The sequence below is a fragment of the Streptomyces sp. NPDC056600 genome, assembly GCF_042792855.1.
Classification (GTDB): domain Bacteria; phylum Actinomycetota; class Actinomycetes; order Streptomycetales; family Streptomycetaceae; genus Streptomyces.
Map to the genome: position 1 here is coordinate 4202 of NZ_JBHTVQ010000065.1, position 15019 is coordinate 19220.

Below are 15019 nucleotides of genomic sequence, written 5' to 3' on the forward strand. Positions count from 1 at the left end.
CGGGCGCCCCCCGCCGGGGGGTTTTCCCCCACCCCCCGCCCAGCCCCCGCGCCCCCCCCGTGGGGGGGGCCGCCCCGCCCGCGCCGGGGTGCCGGGCCCCCGCCCACGACGCTAGGCGCTGACGCTGCGGCAGCGGCAAGCCGCGTTTCCGCGGGGTCCGGTCGGAGGACCCCCAGGGAGGGGGGAGCTCCCGTGTCAGGCCGTGTCGTCCAGCAGACCGGCGAGGCGTCCCAGGACCCCGGGCCAGCCCTTGCCCATCCCGTCGTGGGCCTGGCGGCCCATGGGGGAGTCGAGGTCGAAGCCCGCGTGGGTGAGGATCAGACGGGTGCCGCCGTCCTCGGGGCGCAGGGTCCAGGTGATCACGGTGTCCAGCGTGCCCTCGGCGAATCGGTAGGACAGCAGCCGCTCGTCCTCCACGGCGGTCACCTCGCACGACTGGCTGCCGAAGGCGCCCATGTCCAGCGTGAAGCGGTGCCCGACGACGGGCCTGACGTCTCCGGCGGCCCACCAGCGGGCATGCAGCGCGGGGTCGGTCAGGGCACGCCAGACCGCCGCCGGGGGGTGGGGCAGGAACCGCTCGCAGGTGATCGCTTCGGTCATGTCTCGGCTTCCTCGTCCAGAAGATCGGACAGCGCGTCCAGGCGCTGTTCCCAGTAGCGCGCGAAGGGGTGCAGCCACTCGCCCACCTCGGCCAGGCGGGCGGGTTCGAGGTGGTGGTAGCGGTGCCGGCCGCGGGGCTCCTCACGCACGAGCCCCGCGGCACGGAGCACCGCGAGGTGCTCGGAGACGGCGGGCCGGCCGAGGTCGAACAACCCTGCCAGTTCCCCCGTCGAGCGGGGGCCGTCCCGCAGGGTCTCGAGCAGTTTGCGCCGGACCGGACTGGCCAGCACGCCGAACACATCCGTGGGCATGACCCGACGTTACGTCGGAGATTTCCGACGCGTCAACAATTTCCGACGCGTTCCGGTGGGCGCTGGACGGGTGAGGCAGGCGCGCCTCCGGTGTGCGACCACCCGCGCGGCGCCTGGTGCGGACGTCAGCGGGACGCGTGGTGCTCGGGCCGTCGCGCCGGTCCGGAGGCGGCTTCCACCGGTCGGGTGGGTACGGGCCGCGCCTCGTGGGCGCCGTCGCGAGGTGACGGCATCAGGGGGAACGCGGTGTGCGTGAGCGCGAGGGCCGATGCCGGGGCCGTGAGGGCCGCGGGGGAGACTGCGGCGGCCGGAGCGGCGGACGCCGGGCGCGCGGTGGCCCCAGGGGCCACGGCACCGGCAGGGCGGCGGCGACGGAGGGCCGCGCCGGCGGTGACGGTGGCGGCGATGAGGACGCCGCCGATCACCAGCGCACCCCGCGCGCCGGCCCACTCCATCAGCAGGCCGAGCAGCGGCGGTCCCACCAGCCCCCACCCGGTGCTCACGCTGCGCCACACGCCGAGGACCCGTCCGCGCATCCGCGGCGGGGGATCCGTCTGAAGGACGGTCGTGCCGGCCGTGTCGGAGACCGACTCCACGACGGCCATCGGCACGATCAGCGCCATCAGGACCGCCAGGTCGGGGGCGAGGCCCGCCGCGACCTGCAGCAGCCCACCGACCGCCGCCATCGTGCCGACCAGCCGCACCGTCGGGTTCGTGAGCCGCCCCGCGAGCACCGCGCCCACGACGCCGCCCACCGCCAGCACCGTGGAGACCGCGCCGAACTCGGCGGCCCCGCCGGCCAGCGGCCCGGTCACCAGGACGGCCAGGGTCAGCGTGTAGTTGCGGCCGAAGACGCTGCTCATCGCGGTGATCGCGGCCAGTGCCACCAGCCGGGGCCGCCGGAAGAAGAACACCAGCCCGTCGCGGGCCCCCGTCCCCCGACGCCGCTCCGTGGCCGGCGCCGCGGCCGGGGTCTTCCCGGGCGCGGCCCGCGGGGCGACCGGCTCCACCGGCACCGCCCCCGGCGCGGGACGCAGGAAGGGGATCACCGCGGCGACGAACAGGAAGGACAGGCCGTTCACCGCGTACGCCGCGCCGGGGCCCCACCAGCTGACCAGCACACCCGCGGCCGCCGCACCGCCGAGCCGCCCCACGCCGTGGACCAGCGAGCCGACGGCGATCGCCGAGGGGACGTCCCGCGGCGGCACCAGGTCGTTGCCCAGCAGCGCGCAGGCGGGCGCGTCCACCGTGGCGATCAGGCCGGTGACCACGGCCAGGACCATCAGCACGCCGACGTTCAGCTGGTCGAAGGCGATGAGCACGGCGGTGACGACCGCGACCGCGCCCAGCAGCGCCTGGCTGACCGCGGCGGTGAGCTTGCGGGGCCAGGCGTCGACCGCCGCGCCGCCGGCCAGGCCGAGCAGCAGCCCGGGGGCGGCCTGCAGGGACACCGACAGGCCGGTGAGCGCCGCCGAGCCGGTGAGCTCCAGGACCAGCAGGTTCTGCGCGGTCAGCTGCATCCAGGTGCCGACGTTGGAGACCAGGTTGGCCAGCGACCACCAGCGCATGGACCGGTGCCGCAGCGAGCGCCACGGGCCGCGGCCGCCACCGGAACGGCGGGCGGCGCGCGCGGTGTGGAGCCGGGCGGTCAGGGACCGGCCGGCGGAGGAGGAGAGGAACACGGGGAAGTACGCCTTGCCGACGGGACGGGGGAGGAGGGGAGACCGTCCTGACGGAGCGGCGACGGCCATGATGGCCCGCGGAACCCCGCAGTGCTTTCCGTACACCTGTCCATCCATCCCTCGTTCGGGTCAACTCCACTGCCGCGCAGGCGAATCCGCAGCCGGGTGGCGTTTCTCACAAGGGTGGTCCGGGACCCGGATGAGGGGTCCCGGACCAGGCGGGGGACGATACTGAGGCACCCCCGCACCGCAGCACAGCACGGAAGGTCTGCGCGCACCCATCCCATGAGCGACTCCTCCACCTCCCACCCCGCACCCTCGAGCGGCGGCCCCGCCCCCGCGGCCGTCTGGTACGCCCGCGGCCGCTGCACCCGGCCGTTCGCCGACGAAGCCGTGCGCCTGTATCTGCGCCGGATGCAGGACGCCGGCGTCGTCGACGCCCACCTGGAGCTGGACCCCGCGGAGATCCCCCACCTGACCCACCCGTCGGCGGCGTCCTCCGCGCCCCCGGCCGCCGCCCCCTCCACCTCCTCCGTCTCCGCGGGCGCCCAGGGCGGTGTCCCCGCGGCGCACGCCTCCCACCCCGCCGCGGACGCCGACGGCGCGGCGCCGGTGGCCGACCACGGTGTGCGGTCCTTCGAGGCCCGGTGGCGGGCGCCCGGCGGGGTGACCGTCCGGGCCCGGCTGACCGTCGGTCCCGAGGGCGGCTTCCTGCCCGGCGCGGCCCCCGGCCTCACGCTCGCCCCCGCGGGTCTCGCGCACGCCCTCGGGCGCGCCCCCGAGGGCCGCGAGTGGCTGCTGGTCGCCGAGGCGGAGAGCGTCTGGGACCCGCGCTGGCCCTCCCCGGCGGACATGTTCTGGCCGCGCGAGGAGGCGGACGCCTGGGACCGGGTCCACGTGGGCGGCCTGCGCGGCGCCGACCTGAGCACCCTGGAGATCAACCGGCTGCCCGACGACGACAAGGAACTCCGCAAGCTCCTGAAGGACTGCGCCCGGGACGGCTGGAACGTCCACGTGGTCGTGCACGAGGCGATGACCCCGGACGAGCGCGGTCTGCGCCCGCTGGTGCGCAGGCTCCCGGCCGGACTGCGGCACCGGGTGATCGAGCACCGGGCGGCGCCGGACCAGTACCGGGCCGTCAACTGGGCGCTCAAGGACCACGGCGTCGAGGTCCCGCGCGGCGGCGCGGTCGTCCTGCCCGGCGAACCGGCCCGTCCGGGGTACGACCGCGACGCCTTCACCGTGCGCACGGTCTTCCTGGACGGCTCCGAGCCCACCGCGCTGATCGACGCGCTGCACCACTTCGTGGCCCTGCCCGCGCCGCTCCCCGAGGGCGCCGCCGAGGGGGTGCGGGTGATGCGCGAGCAGTGGCACCTGGTCACCCTTCAGGAGCGGCTGGCGCACGCCGAGCAGCTGGTGGTCATGTACCGGGAGGCCCTCGACGCGATGACCCGCTCCCGGGACCTCTACCGGCAGGCCGCCGAGCAGGCGCACGAGGCCCTGGCCGCCCTCCGGGCCTCGGCCGGCCCCGCGGCGCTGCCCGCGCCCCGCGCGGACACGCCGGCGCAGCCCGACGCCGGGACGCCCCCGCAGGGCTCCGGCTTCTCGCTGCGCCCGTTCACCCGGTCGCTGGAAAGGATGAAGGACGCGGGGAAGGGACGCCGCGACCGCCCGTAGTGGGGAGAACCGGTCCCCCTCCCGGGGGGACCGGCCCTAAGCTCGTCGAATGGCCAAGTACTTCGACGTTCACCCCGACAACCCCCAGCCGCGCACCATCGCCCAGGTGGCGCAGGCCCTCCGGGACGACGCGCTGATCGTCTACCCCACCGACTCCTGCTTCGCGCTGGGATGCCGGACGGGCAGCAAGGACGGCGTCGACCGCATCCGCGAGATCCGGCAGCTCGACGACCGGCACCACTTCACCCTCGTCTGCCGCGACTTCGCCCAGCTCGGTCAGTACGCGCAGATCGACAACGACGTGTTCCGGTCCGTGAAGGCCGCGACGCCGGGGCAGTACACCTTCATCCTGCCGGCCACCCGCGAGGTGCCCCGGAAGCTTGCCCACCCCAAGAAGCGCACCGTCGGCGTGCGCATCCCCGAGCACCCGGTGGTCCGGGCGCTGCTGGAGGAGCTGGAAGAGCCGCTGCTCTCCAGCACCCTGCTGCTGCCCGGCGACGAGGAGCCGATGACCATGGGCTGGGAGATCAAGGAACGACTCGACCACCAGGTCGACGTGGTCCTCGACTCCGGCGAGTGCGGCACGACGCCGACCACGGTCGTCGACTTCTCCGAGGGCGTCCCCGAGATCGTGCGGCGCGGCGCGGGCGACCCCACCCCGTTCGAGTGACCGCCGGGCGGGCCGCCGCGCCCCCGTCCCGGCGGCCCGTCCCCGCTCACCACGTCCTCGGCGGCTCGCCCCCGCTCACCCCGCTCCAGGCGCGCTCCGGCTCACCACACCCCGGGTTCGCTGCCCGTCAGGGCCTCGGAGGCGCGGCCGTCGACGCCCACCGGGACGTCCCCGGCCACCATCACCCGGTGCATGATCCGCGGGGCGCCCGCCACGGTGTGGTCGCTCGGCGCCAGATGGATCGTCGAGCGGTTGTCCCAGAACGCCACGCTTCCCGGCTCCCAGCGGAACCGCACCGTGTACTCGGGGCGCACCGCCTGCTCCAGCAGCATCTCCAGGACCCGGGCGCTCTCCGCACGCGACAACTCCTGGACCCGTTCCAGGTAGTAGCCGTTGACGAACAGCGACCGCTCCCCGGACTCCGGGTGCACCCGGACCAGCGGGTGCACGGAGGCCACCTGGCGGTCGAGCAGATGCCGGACGTACGCGTCCTCGCCGGGACGCGGCTGATAGCCCACGCCCAGCCGGTGCTCGGCGCGCAGCCCGTCGACGAACGCCCGCACCGGCGCGGACAGACCGGCGTAGGCGGCGGCCAGGTTCGACCAGGTGGTGTCGCCGCCGTAGGGAGGCACCTCCTCGGCGCGCAGGATCGTCGCCGCCGGCGGGTCGACCCGGGCCCCGTGGTCGCAGTGCCAGCCCCGCAGCAGGCTGTGACGGCGGCGGTCCAGCCACTCCTCGTGCTCCATGCCGAACCGGCCGCCCAGCTCCAGCCGGTCCGCGGTGGTCTCCACCTCGGGGAAACCCGACGGCGAGGCGCTCCCGCGGCGGGGCAGCACCACCGGCTCGCCGAAGCGCCGCGCCAGCGCCACATGGGCCGTGTGGTCCAGGCGCTGCCCGCGGAAGAACAGCACCTTGCGCCGCAGCAACGCCGCGCGGAGCGCCGCGACCGTGGATCCGGGCAGATCCTCCGCCAGATCGACTCCGTGGACCTCCGCGCCGATGTGACCGGCGACAGGGGCGATATGCACCGGTCGGTCCGTGGCCGTACGTGTCGTCACCATGCCCTCAGCCTCGGCGCTGCGGGAAAGCCGACGCAAGAGTGCCTCCCGGCGCGCCGGATCGGACGCCGAACGGATCGGACGCCGAACGGATCAGACGCCGAACGGATCAGACGCCGAACGGCGCGGCGTAGCGGACCGTCCCGGCCGGCAGCGGCACCGACCGGTCCAGGGTGAGGGCCATCAGCGCCTCGTCGGGGACGTCGAAGCTCACCCGGATGCCGTGGACGGAGGCCCGGGAGAAACCGAAGCGCGGGTAGTACGAGGGGTGCCCCAGCACGACCACATGGTGCTCGCCGCGCTTCCGGGCCGCCTCCAGCGCCGCCCGGACCAGGACCGCGCCCACCCCCTGCCCCTGGTGGTCGGGCAGCACCGCGACCGGCGCCAGTGCCAGCGCCGGGGCCGTGCCGACGTGACAGCGGGTCAGCACCGTGTGGCCGACGACCGTGCCCCGCTCGTCCTCGGCCACCAGGGCCAGATCGCCGAACCACGCCTCGGCGTCGGCACGCAGCGCCTCCACCAGGTCGGCCTCCTCGGCGGTGGGGAACGCCGCCAGGTCGACGGCGCGGACCGCCGCGGCGTCCGCTCCCGTCTCCGCCTCCGGGCGTACCCGCCAGGGATGAGTCATGTGGTCCGGCCTTCCGTCGTGCTGTCCGGTGTCGACCGGCAGCGTACGGTGCTGTGCGGCTGTCCGGCGAAGGGTGAGGGGAAGGGGAAGGGCGTGGAGGACGTCCACGGTTCCGTGGTGGCCCTGGCGGGGGAGTTGGTCCGCACGCCGAGCAGGGGCGGGATCGACGACTACGGGCCGGTGCTGTCCGTGCTGGAGCGATGGCTGGCCCACCGCGGGCTGCCCCACCGCCGGCTGCGGGGCCCGGACGGGAACGCGGCGGGCCTTCTGGTCGAGATCGCCGGCGGCCGGCCGGGCGAGTGGTGGACGCTGGACGCCTGCGTGGACACCGCGCCCTTCGGCGACGAGAGCGCCTGGTCGTTCCCGCCGGCCGCCGGCGACGTGGTGGACGGCATGCTGCGGGGACGCGGAGCGGCGGACTCCAAGACGGCGGCGGCGCTGTTCTGCCACCTGGCCGCCGAGATCGCCCCGCGGGCGCGGGAGACGCACGGCGGCCTGGCCGTGCTGCTCGACGTGGACGAGCACACCGGCCGCTTCGGCGGCGCCCGCGCGTACCTCGCCGACCCCGACGCCGTCCGTCCGGCGGGCGTGTTGATCGGCTACCCGGGGCTCGACGAGGTGGTCGTCGGCGGGCGAGGGCTGTGGCGGTGCGTGCTCACCGTGCACGCGTCGGCCGGCCACTCGGGGGCCCGGCGGGAGACCGTGGGCGCGGTGTCGCGGGCGGCCCGTCTGGTGGCCATGCTCGACGAGGCCGAACTGCCGCGCGACGACTGGCCGTTGCCGCCCCGACTGACGGTGACCGCGATCCGCGGCGGGGAGGGCTTCTCGGTGGTCCCGGACAGCTGCGCGATCAGCGTCGACGTACGCACCACACCAGGCTTCGGCCCCGCCGAGGCCGAACGTCTGGTCCGCGACGTCGTCACCGCCTTCGACGCCGCCGTCCCCGGGCCGACGCGCACCGCCGTGGACGCGGTCGCCGCCTGGCCGGCCTACCGGCTGGAACGCGACCGGCAGCCCGCCGCCGCCCTGCTCGACGCCGCCGCCGGAGAAGGGCTCGCGGCACGGGCGAAGGTGGCCGGCCCCTCCAACATCGGCAACCTGCTGGCGGGGGAGGGCATCCCCGCCACCGCCGGGTTCGGACTCCCGTACCGCGGGCTGCACGGCGCCGACGAATGCGTCGACCTCGCCGAACTGCCGCGCGTGTACCGCGTGTACCGGCAGGCGGTCCTGCGACTGCTGGGCGCGACGTGATAACCGCCGAGGAGTATCCGCACTGGCCGGCACTGCGCGTCGCCGCCCTGGTGCGCGGCGGGCTACTGCGCCCGGCCGAGGTCCTGGAGGCCGCGTTCGCCCGGATCGAGGAGGAGGAACCGCGGACCCGGGCCTTCAGGGAGCTCTGGCCCCGCCGCGCCGCCGAGGCCGCCGCCGAGGTCGAACGGCGGCTGCGCGCGGGGGAGACGCTGCCCCTGGCCGGCGTGCCGATCGGGGTGAAGGCCACCGAGGGGCCCACCGCCTTCCAGACCGCCCGGCTGCTCGCCGCCGGCTGCGTACCGGTCGGGGCCACCTCCACCCCGGGCCCCGGCACCGCCTGGCAGACCTGGGGAGCCACGCCCCACGGGCCCACCCTGAACCCGCACGACCCGCGCCTCAGCACCGGCGGCTCCTCCGCCGGGTCCGCGGCGGCCGTCGCCCGGGGCATGGTGCCGCTGGCCACCGGCAGCGACGGCGCCGGATCCGTCCGCATCCCCGCCGCCTGGTGCTCCGTCGTCGGGCTCAAGCCCACCAACGGCCTGCTGCCCGCCCGGGACCGGGCGGGCCTCAACACCCCCGGCCCCCTCACCCGTCGCGTGGCGGACGCCGCCGCCGTGCTGGACGTCCTGACGGGCACGGCGGCCTACGGCGAACCGCGCGTACCCCGGCGGCCGTTGGCGGCCCTGTGGTCACCCGGCCTGGGCCTCGCCGACACCGACCCGGAGGTGGCCCGAACGGCCCGGGCGGCGCTCGCCCGGCTCGCGGCGACCGGAGCGGTCCGGGTGCGCGAGGCCGAGGTCCGCCTCCCCGACCCCGCCCCGTGCTGGACCGCGCTGCGCGGCGGCGACACGGGAGAGGCCGAGCCGCTCCGCCGTGCGCTGACCCGCGCCGTGGACGCCCTCCTCACCCACCACGACCTGCTGGCGACCCCCACCACCCCGAACCCGCCGCACGGCCACCAAGGCCCGGGCGACGTCCTGAGCGTCGCCCTGACCTGGGCGTTCAACATCACCGGTCACCCCGCCGTCAGCATCCCGGCGGGACTGACGGGGGCCGGCGAGCCCGTGGGACTGCAACTGGTGGCCCGCCGGGGCCGGGAGGCGGACCTGCTGGCAGCCGGGGTGGCGATGGAGGGGACCGCGGACCCCTCGGTGTGAATAATGCGGGGCATGCTGAGAATCGGATCACTGGTGCTGGGCGTCGAGGACGTGGAGCGGGCCGTCGCCTTCTGGACACAGGCGCTGAACTACGTGCCGCGCGAGGAACCGGAGAAGACCTGGGCGGTCCTGGTGCCCGCCGACGGCGCGGCCGGCACCCAGCTGGCGCTGATGCGCAGCGACGTCCCCGTCCAGCCCCACCCCCGGGTCCACCTCGACCTCTACGCCGGCGACGCCCGGGACCAGGCCGCCGAGGTGGAACGGCTGGTCGCCCTCGGCGCACGGAGCACCGACTGGGACCTCTATCCGCAGGATGCGGACTTCGTGGTGCTGGAGGACCCCGACGGCAACCGTTTCTGCGTCATCGACACCTCACCGGAGTCCTGACCCGCCCGCCTCCCGACGGGGTCCCAGGATCCGGTCCAGGTGGTACTCCAGCACGGCCCGCGCGTCCTCCAGGGCGCGCCGGCCGTGCAGCACGTCCATGCCGAGACCTGTCGCTCCGGCCACCAGCAGATCCGCTTCGCGGGCAGGGTCCAGGCCGGGTGCCGCCGCGCCCGCGGTGTGCGCCGCCCCGAGCAGGGCGGCCACCAGGTCCTCCAGCGGGTGCTCGTCCGGCAGGAAGACCGCCGCGAGCGCGGGGTCGGTGAGAGCGCGCGCGTAATAGGCGTTGAACACCCGGAGCGACAGGGCGCGTTGGGCGTCCACCGGAAGGAACTCGCCCAGCACGGAGGTCAGCAGCGCCCGGGGGTCGTCCGCGCCGGACGGGATGCGCCGCCGGGCCCGCCGTTCGTTCTCCGCGTGCAGCCTGCGCAAGGCGTCGACCAGCAGGTCGTGCTTCGAGCCGTACTGGTACTGCACGGCTCGAAGGGACATCCGGGCCGTGTCGGCGATCCGGCGCATGCTCGCCGCCTCCAGTCCCTGTCCGGCCGCGATGTGCCACACGGCCTCGGCGACGCGCTGCCGCCGGGCGGTCCGGGCCTCGCTCTCGGGCACGTGCGGCTCCGCCTGCGCGGCCGCGTCCGCCCTGCGACGCCGGTAGGCCCTGGCCTGGCAGCTGCGTGAGCAGTACAGCGGGGGCCGCCCACGGCCCGTCGGTGTCACAGCGGCACGGCACATACGGCAGGGGCGTGGATTTTCGTCACGCACGGGACATCTCGCAGGGGTGGTCGATTGTGTGAGGAAAGGACTTTCCTCCTGCTGTTCCCCACTGTTCCGTGGATACGGCCGTAACGCAGGCAGGGGCCGACGTGAGGGAGTGATCCGTGAAGTACGACGTGACGCAGGTGGCGGGCATGATCCTTCTGGTCGTCGCCGGGCAGGGGCTGGTGCGGGCGCTGGTGGATCACGACGACCTGGGCCTGCTGGGCCCGCTCCCCGGCGGGTTCGCCCTCGCGGTCACCGTGTACGTGGCGGTCACCCTCGTGGGGGCGCTCCTCGCCGGCTGGGCCCACGGGCGGGCGCGGGCGCTCGGCCGCCGGGGGTGAGCGCCCGCCGAGGGGGGTCACCCGCCGGAGGGGGTCATCCGGTGGGAGCGAACACGCAGAACTCGTTGCCCTCCGGGTCGGCGAGGACGTGCCAGTGGACGTCCTCGTCCGGGCGGCGCAGCAGGGTGGCGCCCAGGGCCAGCAGGCGCTCCGGGTCGCCGGTCACGTCGAGGTGCATGCGGTTCTTCGTCGTCTTCGGCTCGGACACCTGGTTGAACCAGATCAGCGGGCCGGCGCCGTCCGGGTCGACGACGGGCACCGGCCAGTCGGACGGGGGCTCCGTGCCGTCCGGCGCCCCGCGCCGCACGTAGCCGAGCGCCGCGCACCACCAGTCGGCGAGGGACTGGTGATCCACGGCGTCCAGACAGAGGTCCTTGAAACGGGCGGGAGCGGCCGGGAGATCGGTCATGGCCCCATCCAAGCAGGGCCGGAGAGGCGCCGAGGCTCAAACCGTGGCGTCGAGATCCCCGGCGTAGAACTCGATCGCCCGCCGGTAGGCGCGCACGCCGGGGTCCTCGCTGGTGGAGGCGAGGAGCCGGAGCAGGAGCGTCATGGCCTCGTGGTGACCGCCGGTGTTGTACAGGGCCATCGCGAGGAAGGCGCGCAGCGCGCCGTCCTCGGGGAACTCGTCGGTTCCCTGCCGCAGGGTCCGGACGGCGTCGGCGTGGCGGCCCAGCACCCGGTAGGTGCTGCCGAGCCCGAGGAGCGCGCCGCGCCGGTCGTCGCGGGGAAGACCGGGGAGGGTCACGGCCCGCTCGTAGAAGGGCACGGCCTCCGCCTCCAGCCCCAGGACGTCGTGGGCCCAGGCCGTCTGGTAGGCGACGGAGGCGTCGTCGGGGAACTCCGCGCCGAGGGCGAGCAGCGACCACCGGGCCGTCTCCGGTTCGCCACCCTCCCGCAGGCGCACTGCCTCCGCGAGGCGGGCGGCGGCGTCGGCCGGCAACGGCCGGGTCCTCACCGCCTTGCGCATCGCCACCCGGGGCCGGAGATCGAGCCCCCGCGTGGCCTCCTGGGTCCGGATCGCGCGCAACCCCTGCCCCCACTCCTCCTCGGGGCAGGGCGTGAAGCCGAGCCGGGCGTAGTACGGGGCGTTCCACGGCACCTCGGCGTAGGTGGTCAGGGTCAGTGCGGGAACGCCCGTGGCCGCCGCGTGCCGCTCCAGGTGCTCGATGAGCGCGCGGCCGAGCCCCCGGCGGGCGTGGTCGGGGTGGACGGTGACCTGCTCGACGTGGAGGGCTCCGTCGACCGGTTCGGCCACCAGGTAGGCGACGGGCGCGTCCGCCCCGTCCACGGCCACCCAGGCGAGACCGGCCTTCCGGTACCGGTCGAGCACGTCGAGCGGGAGCGGTTCGTCGTCCGCCACGGAGGTCATGCCGATCTCGGCGAAGAGGCGTCCGGCGGCGCGCTCCACGTCCTGCAGCGCGGGGAGGTCCTGGGGGCGGGCGGGTCTGATCGTCACCCCCGGATTCTCGCCGGAATCCGCCGGCGGGCCCACCGGATTGCGGGCCGCCGGTGATTTGGCCGATGTGGTCCCCGGGCGGCGCGGCCATTGTCTGCGGGGCGGGCGTCCGGCCCCGCCCCGGAGAGGAGCCAGACGCAGATGAGAGCTTGGCGCAGAACGTCGCGGGTCCTGCTGGCCGCCCTGGCCGCCGCCACGCTGGCCGGGGTGCCCGCCCAGGCCGCGCAGGGAACCGGAGCCTCCGACGCGCAGGGGCGCGAGGCTGTGGGGCGGGGCCCGGGGGCCGAGGCCGCGCGGGGGCCGGGCGCCGCGGCGGGGCGGGCCGACGTGCCGACCGTGCGGGCCCTCCCCGGCACCGTGCCCGGAGACCCCCAGGCGCCGACGGTCGAGGACACCTACCCGTGGATGTCGACCGTCACCGATCTCGCGTCCGCCGGGTACGTCGAGGAGGAGTTCGAGATCGCCGGGGAGGCCGACGCCTACGGCACCACCGGCGAACTCCTCGCCGAGGACGTCCCCTACCGCACCCGGATGATCGTCCGCCGCCCCGCCGACCCGCGGGACTTCAACGGCACGGTCCTCACCGAATGGCAGAACGTGACCGCCGGCTACGACCTCGACGCCCTGTGGAGCCCTGACCAGATCCTGCGCGAGGGCTACGCCTGGGTCGGGGTCTCCGCCCAGCGGGTCGGCGTGGACCAGCTGCGCGGCTGGAGCCCCGCCCGCTACGGGAGCCTCGACGTCACCGGCGGAGGGCGGTTCGCCGCCGACCAGCTGTCCTACGACGTGTTCGCACAGGCCGCCCGCGCGCTGAGGAGTCGTCAGGGCGGCGCCGCCCCGCTCGGGAAGCTGCGGGCCCGGACCGTGCTCGGCGTCGGCGCCTCGCAGTCCGCGATGCGGATGACCGTCTACTACGACCACGTGCTGCCGCGCACCGCGCCCGTCTTCGACGCCTACGCCTTCGTGGTCGGCAACGCCCCGGCCCGCAAGGGCGCCGAGCCGGTCCTCCAGGTCCTGTCCGAAACCGACGTGCGCACCCCCGCGCGCCGGGCCGACGACGACCGGTTCCGCCGCTGGGAGGTGGCGGGCACCGCGCACTCCGGCTGGAACGGCCAGGAGTACCGGCGGCCCGTGCTCACCCGCGACCTCGGCGCCGCCCCGGAGTACCGGTGCGCGCGGCCCGCGTTCAGCAGGGTGCCGCTGCACCACGTGATCGCCGCCGCCTACGGGCACCTGACCCGCTGGGCCGAGCGCGGCGTGCTCCCGCCGTCCGCCCCGCCGCTTCAGTTCGCGGCGGACGGCACCAAGGCCCGCGACGAGCTGGGGCTGGCCCGCGGCGGCATCCGGCTCTCCCAGGTCGAGGCGCCCACCGCGCTGGACACCGGCGACAACGCGGGCGAGACGTTCTGCTTCCTCTTCGGCAGCCACGAGCCCTTCACCGGGGAGACATTGGACGATCTCCACCCCACCCACGGCGGCTACGTCGCCCAGGTGGCGCGCACCGACGCCCGCAACGTCCTCGCCGGCTACCTCCTCCCCGGTGACGCCCGCGACAACCTCCGCGAGGCGGCCACCTCCGAGGTGGGCCGCTGACACCCCGAACGCCCCGTGGGCGGCGGCCCGAGGCTCGCCGCCGCCCACGGGGTCCCGCCGGTCACCCGGTGCCGACGAGGCCGAACGCGAACACCGCGAACCCCGCCGAGAGCACCCCGGCCGCCCACAGCGGCCACCCGGCCCGGCCGCCCGGCCGCCACGGCTCCTCGAACCGCCGGGTCCGGCGCGCCAGCACCACCAGGAGCACCGCGAAGACCGGAAGCCACAGCAGCCGTGCCGCGATCCAGGCCAGGGAGTCGGGAGCCGAGGTCAGGCCCGGGACGGTTCCCAGGAGAGGGGCCGCGAGCGACGCCGGCGCAGCCGCCGAGAACATCGCGGTCTGGTGCCAGCAGAGGATCGTCATCGCCGACAGGTTGATCACGACGACCGGCGCCCACAGCGCCGGTCTGCGCAGGCAGCGGCCGATGCGGTCGTGCAGCAGGATCGCCGCACCGCTCTGCGCCGCCGCGAGCGCGAGCACCAGCAGCGACGGCGGGTGCGAGTTGGTGCGGTCCTCGCCGGGCACGCCGACCATGGACGCCGGGTAGTCGAAGACGAGCAGCAGCAGCGCGAACAGGGCGGCGCCGAGAGCGAGCAGGACGAGGGCGCCGCGCCTGCCGATCCTTCGGTCCCCCCAGCTGACGCCCAGTTGGTAGGCGAACATCCAGCCCGGCAGGAGATTCAGCACGCCCAGCCATGACGGCACGGCCTCCGCGTACGGGCCGTAGCGCAGGAGATCCACCACGGCGACGGAGACCAGGAGCGGCGCCGCGGCCCAGGCGCCCAGACGCCGGGAGGCACGGACGCAGTACGGGGTGAGGGCCGTGATCACGGTGTACACGCCGACGAACCACAGGGGCTGGATCACCAGGGTGGACCCGGTGCGCAGCGTCGTGGCCGGCACGCCGAGCGCGTACAGGACCGGAACGAGCGCTCCCCACACGGCCGTCACGCCGAGCACCGGCCGTCCCAGCCGGGCGACACGGCCGCGCAGCCAGGCGCTCCCGGACCTCCCGCGCCCCAGGGACCTGCGGTACGAGAGGACCGAGGCGTAGCCGCCGACCAGGAAGAAGACGCCGAGCATCTGCAGCACCCAGCTCAGCGGGGCGAAGGCGCCGAACGAGGAGAGAGGGCTCGCGTTGCGCAGCGCGCCGCCCGCGTCCAGGGTGAAGCCGCCGAGCAGCCAGTGCCCGGTCGGCACGGCGAGCAACGCGAGGGCGCGCAGACCGTCCACGGCACGGTCACGGTCGGCGGGGGTCAGGGCATCGACGGCGGCGGCCGCCCGGGCGAATTTCCGTTGCAGGTCCGCCCGCCCGGAGGACACCGGAGCCGCGGGTGCCGGTCCCGGTGCCGGCACGAGCGCCGTGGAAGTGGGCGCCGTGGACGCGCGCGCCGGTGACGGGGGCCCCGGCAGCGGTGCGGGGGATGCCGTGGGCGACGCCGAGG

At 75.6% G+C, this 15019-nt stretch carries 16 protein-coding genes and 1 pseudogene; 7 read left to right on the forward strand and 10 right to left on the reverse strand.

The window, feature by feature from the left end:
• Nucleotides 1-195 precede the first annotated feature (195 nt).
• From ACFRAV_RS26080 to ACFRAV_RS26090, 3 genes are all read right to left on the reverse strand, one after another.
• Nucleotides 196-600, reverse strand: a complete 405-nt coding sequence (locus ACFRAV_RS26080; RefSeq protein ID WP_382558678.1) for an SRPBCC domain-containing protein — start codon at nt 598-600, stop codon at nt 196-198.
• Nucleotides 597-911 carry an ArsR/SmtB family transcription factor gene (locus ACFRAV_RS26085; protein WP_382558679.1) on the reverse strand — a complete coding sequence of 105 codons (315 nt, stop codon included), beginning with the start codon at nt 909-911 and terminating at the stop codon, nt 597-599. Before ACFRAV_RS26085 ends, ACFRAV_RS26080 begins: the two co-directional genes overlap by 4 nt.
• A gap of 125 nt (nt 912-1036) precedes the next feature.
• The gene (locus ACFRAV_RS26090) at nt 1037-2479 is read right to left on the reverse strand and encodes an MFS transporter (RefSeq protein ID WP_382558731.1); all 1443 of its coding nucleotides are present in this window, start codon (nt 2477-2479) and stop codon (nt 1037-1039) included.
• Between the two features lie 399 nt (nt 2480-2878).
• Between ACFRAV_RS26090 and ACFRAV_RS26095 the strand changes: the two genes are divergently transcribed.
• Complete coding sequence (locus ACFRAV_RS26095) at nt 2879-4270, forward strand: hypothetical protein (RefSeq protein WP_382558680.1); 1392 nt, start codon at nt 2879-2881, stop codon at nt 4268-4270.
• A 49-nt stretch (nt 4271-4319) separates the two neighbouring features.
• Nucleotides 4320-4940: an L-threonylcarbamoyladenylate synthase gene (locus tag ACFRAV_RS26100; RefSeq protein WP_382558681.1), complete on the forward strand. Its 621-nt coding sequence runs from the start codon at nt 4320-4322 to the stop codon at nt 4938-4940.
• Between the two features lie 101 nt (nt 4941-5041).
• Here ACFRAV_RS26100 and ACFRAV_RS26105 read toward each other — a convergent pair whose 3' ends face one another.
• Both ACFRAV_RS26105 and ACFRAV_RS26110 read right to left on the reverse strand, forming a co-directional pair.
• The gene (locus ACFRAV_RS26105; RefSeq protein WP_382558682.1) at nt 5042-6001 is read right to left on the reverse strand and encodes a TauD/TfdA dioxygenase family protein; all 960 of its coding nucleotides are present in this window, start codon (nt 5999-6001) and stop codon (nt 5042-5044) included.
• 106 nt (nt 6002-6107) lie between these two features.
• Complete coding sequence (locus tag ACFRAV_RS26110) at nt 6108-6626, reverse strand: GNAT family N-acetyltransferase (protein ID WP_382558683.1); 519 nt, start codon at nt 6624-6626, stop codon at nt 6108-6110.
• Here ACFRAV_RS26110 and ACFRAV_RS26115 point away from each other — a divergent pair.
• From ACFRAV_RS26115 to ACFRAV_RS26125, 3 genes are read left to right on the forward strand one after another with little or no spacing between them, the layout of a single operon-like run.
• Complete coding sequence (locus ACFRAV_RS26115; protein WP_382558684.1) at nt 6618-7877, forward strand: M20 family metallopeptidase; 1260 nt, start codon at nt 6618-6620, stop codon at nt 7875-7877. The two genes, ACFRAV_RS26110 and ACFRAV_RS26115, sit on opposite strands and share 9 nt — an antisense overlap.
• Nucleotides 7874-9034, forward strand: a complete 1161-nt coding sequence (locus ACFRAV_RS26120) for an amidase (protein WP_382558686.1) — start codon at nt 7874-7876, stop codon at nt 9032-9034. The genes ACFRAV_RS26115 and ACFRAV_RS26120 overlap by 4 nt, the downstream gene beginning before the upstream one ends.
• A gap of 12 nt (nt 9035-9046) precedes the next feature.
• On the forward strand, nt 9047-9421 hold the full coding sequence (locus tag ACFRAV_RS26125; protein WP_382558688.1) for a VOC family protein: 375 nt from the start codon (nt 9047-9049) through the stop codon (nt 9419-9421).
• Here ACFRAV_RS26125 and ACFRAV_RS26130 read toward each other — a convergent pair.
• Nucleotides 9407-10030 carry a TetR/AcrR family transcriptional regulator gene (locus ACFRAV_RS26130; protein ID WP_382558690.1) on the reverse strand — a complete coding sequence of 208 codons (624 nt, stop codon included), beginning with the start codon at nt 10028-10030 and terminating at the stop codon, nt 9407-9409. The genes ACFRAV_RS26125 and ACFRAV_RS26130 overlap by 15 nt on opposite strands.
• Before the next feature lie 269 nt (nt 10031-10299).
• On the opposite strand from ACFRAV_RS26130, the gene ACFRAV_RS26135 reads away from it, so the two are divergent.
• Nucleotides 10300-10521, forward strand: coding sequence for a hypothetical protein (locus ACFRAV_RS26135; protein ID WP_382558692.1), 222 nt, complete (start codon nt 10300-10302; stop codon nt 10519-10521).
• A gap of 34 nt (nt 10522-10555) precedes the next feature.
• On the opposite strand, the gene ACFRAV_RS26140 is transcribed toward ACFRAV_RS26135, so the two are convergent.
• The 3 genes and pseudogenes from ACFRAV_RS26140 to ACFRAV_RS26150 all read right to left on the reverse strand — a co-directional run.
• The gene (locus ACFRAV_RS26140; protein ID WP_382558694.1) at nt 10556-10930 is read right to left on the reverse strand and encodes a VOC family protein; all 375 of its coding nucleotides are present in this window, start codon (nt 10928-10930) and stop codon (nt 10556-10558) included.
• A 36-nt stretch (nt 10931-10966) separates the two neighbouring features.
• Nucleotides 10967-11491 carry a tetratricopeptide repeat protein gene (locus ACFRAV_RS26145; protein ID WP_382558733.1) on the reverse strand — a complete coding sequence of 175 codons (525 nt, stop codon included), beginning with the start codon at nt 11489-11491 and terminating at the stop codon, nt 10967-10969.
• A gap of 60 nt (nt 11492-11551) precedes the next feature.
• Nucleotides 11552-11893 (reverse strand): annotated as a pseudogene (locus tag ACFRAV_RS26150) (GNAT family N-acetyltransferase); the annotation flags it as partial.
• 228 nt (nt 11894-12121) lie between these two features.
• On the opposite strand from ACFRAV_RS26150, the gene ACFRAV_RS26155 reads away from it, so the two are divergent.
• Nucleotides 12122-13573 carry an alpha/beta hydrolase domain-containing protein gene (locus tag ACFRAV_RS26155; protein WP_382558696.1) on the forward strand — a complete coding sequence of 484 codons (1452 nt, stop codon included), beginning with the start codon at nt 12122-12124 and terminating at the stop codon, nt 13571-13573.
• A gap of 61 nt (nt 13574-13634) precedes the next feature.
• Here the strand turns inward: ACFRAV_RS26155 and ACFRAV_RS26160 are convergent, their stop codons facing one another.
• Nucleotides 13635-14897: an acyltransferase gene (locus ACFRAV_RS26160; RefSeq protein WP_382558698.1), complete on the reverse strand. Its 1263-nt coding sequence runs from the start codon at nt 14895-14897 to the stop codon at nt 13635-13637.
• Nucleotides 14898-15019: the final 122 nt, after the last annotated feature.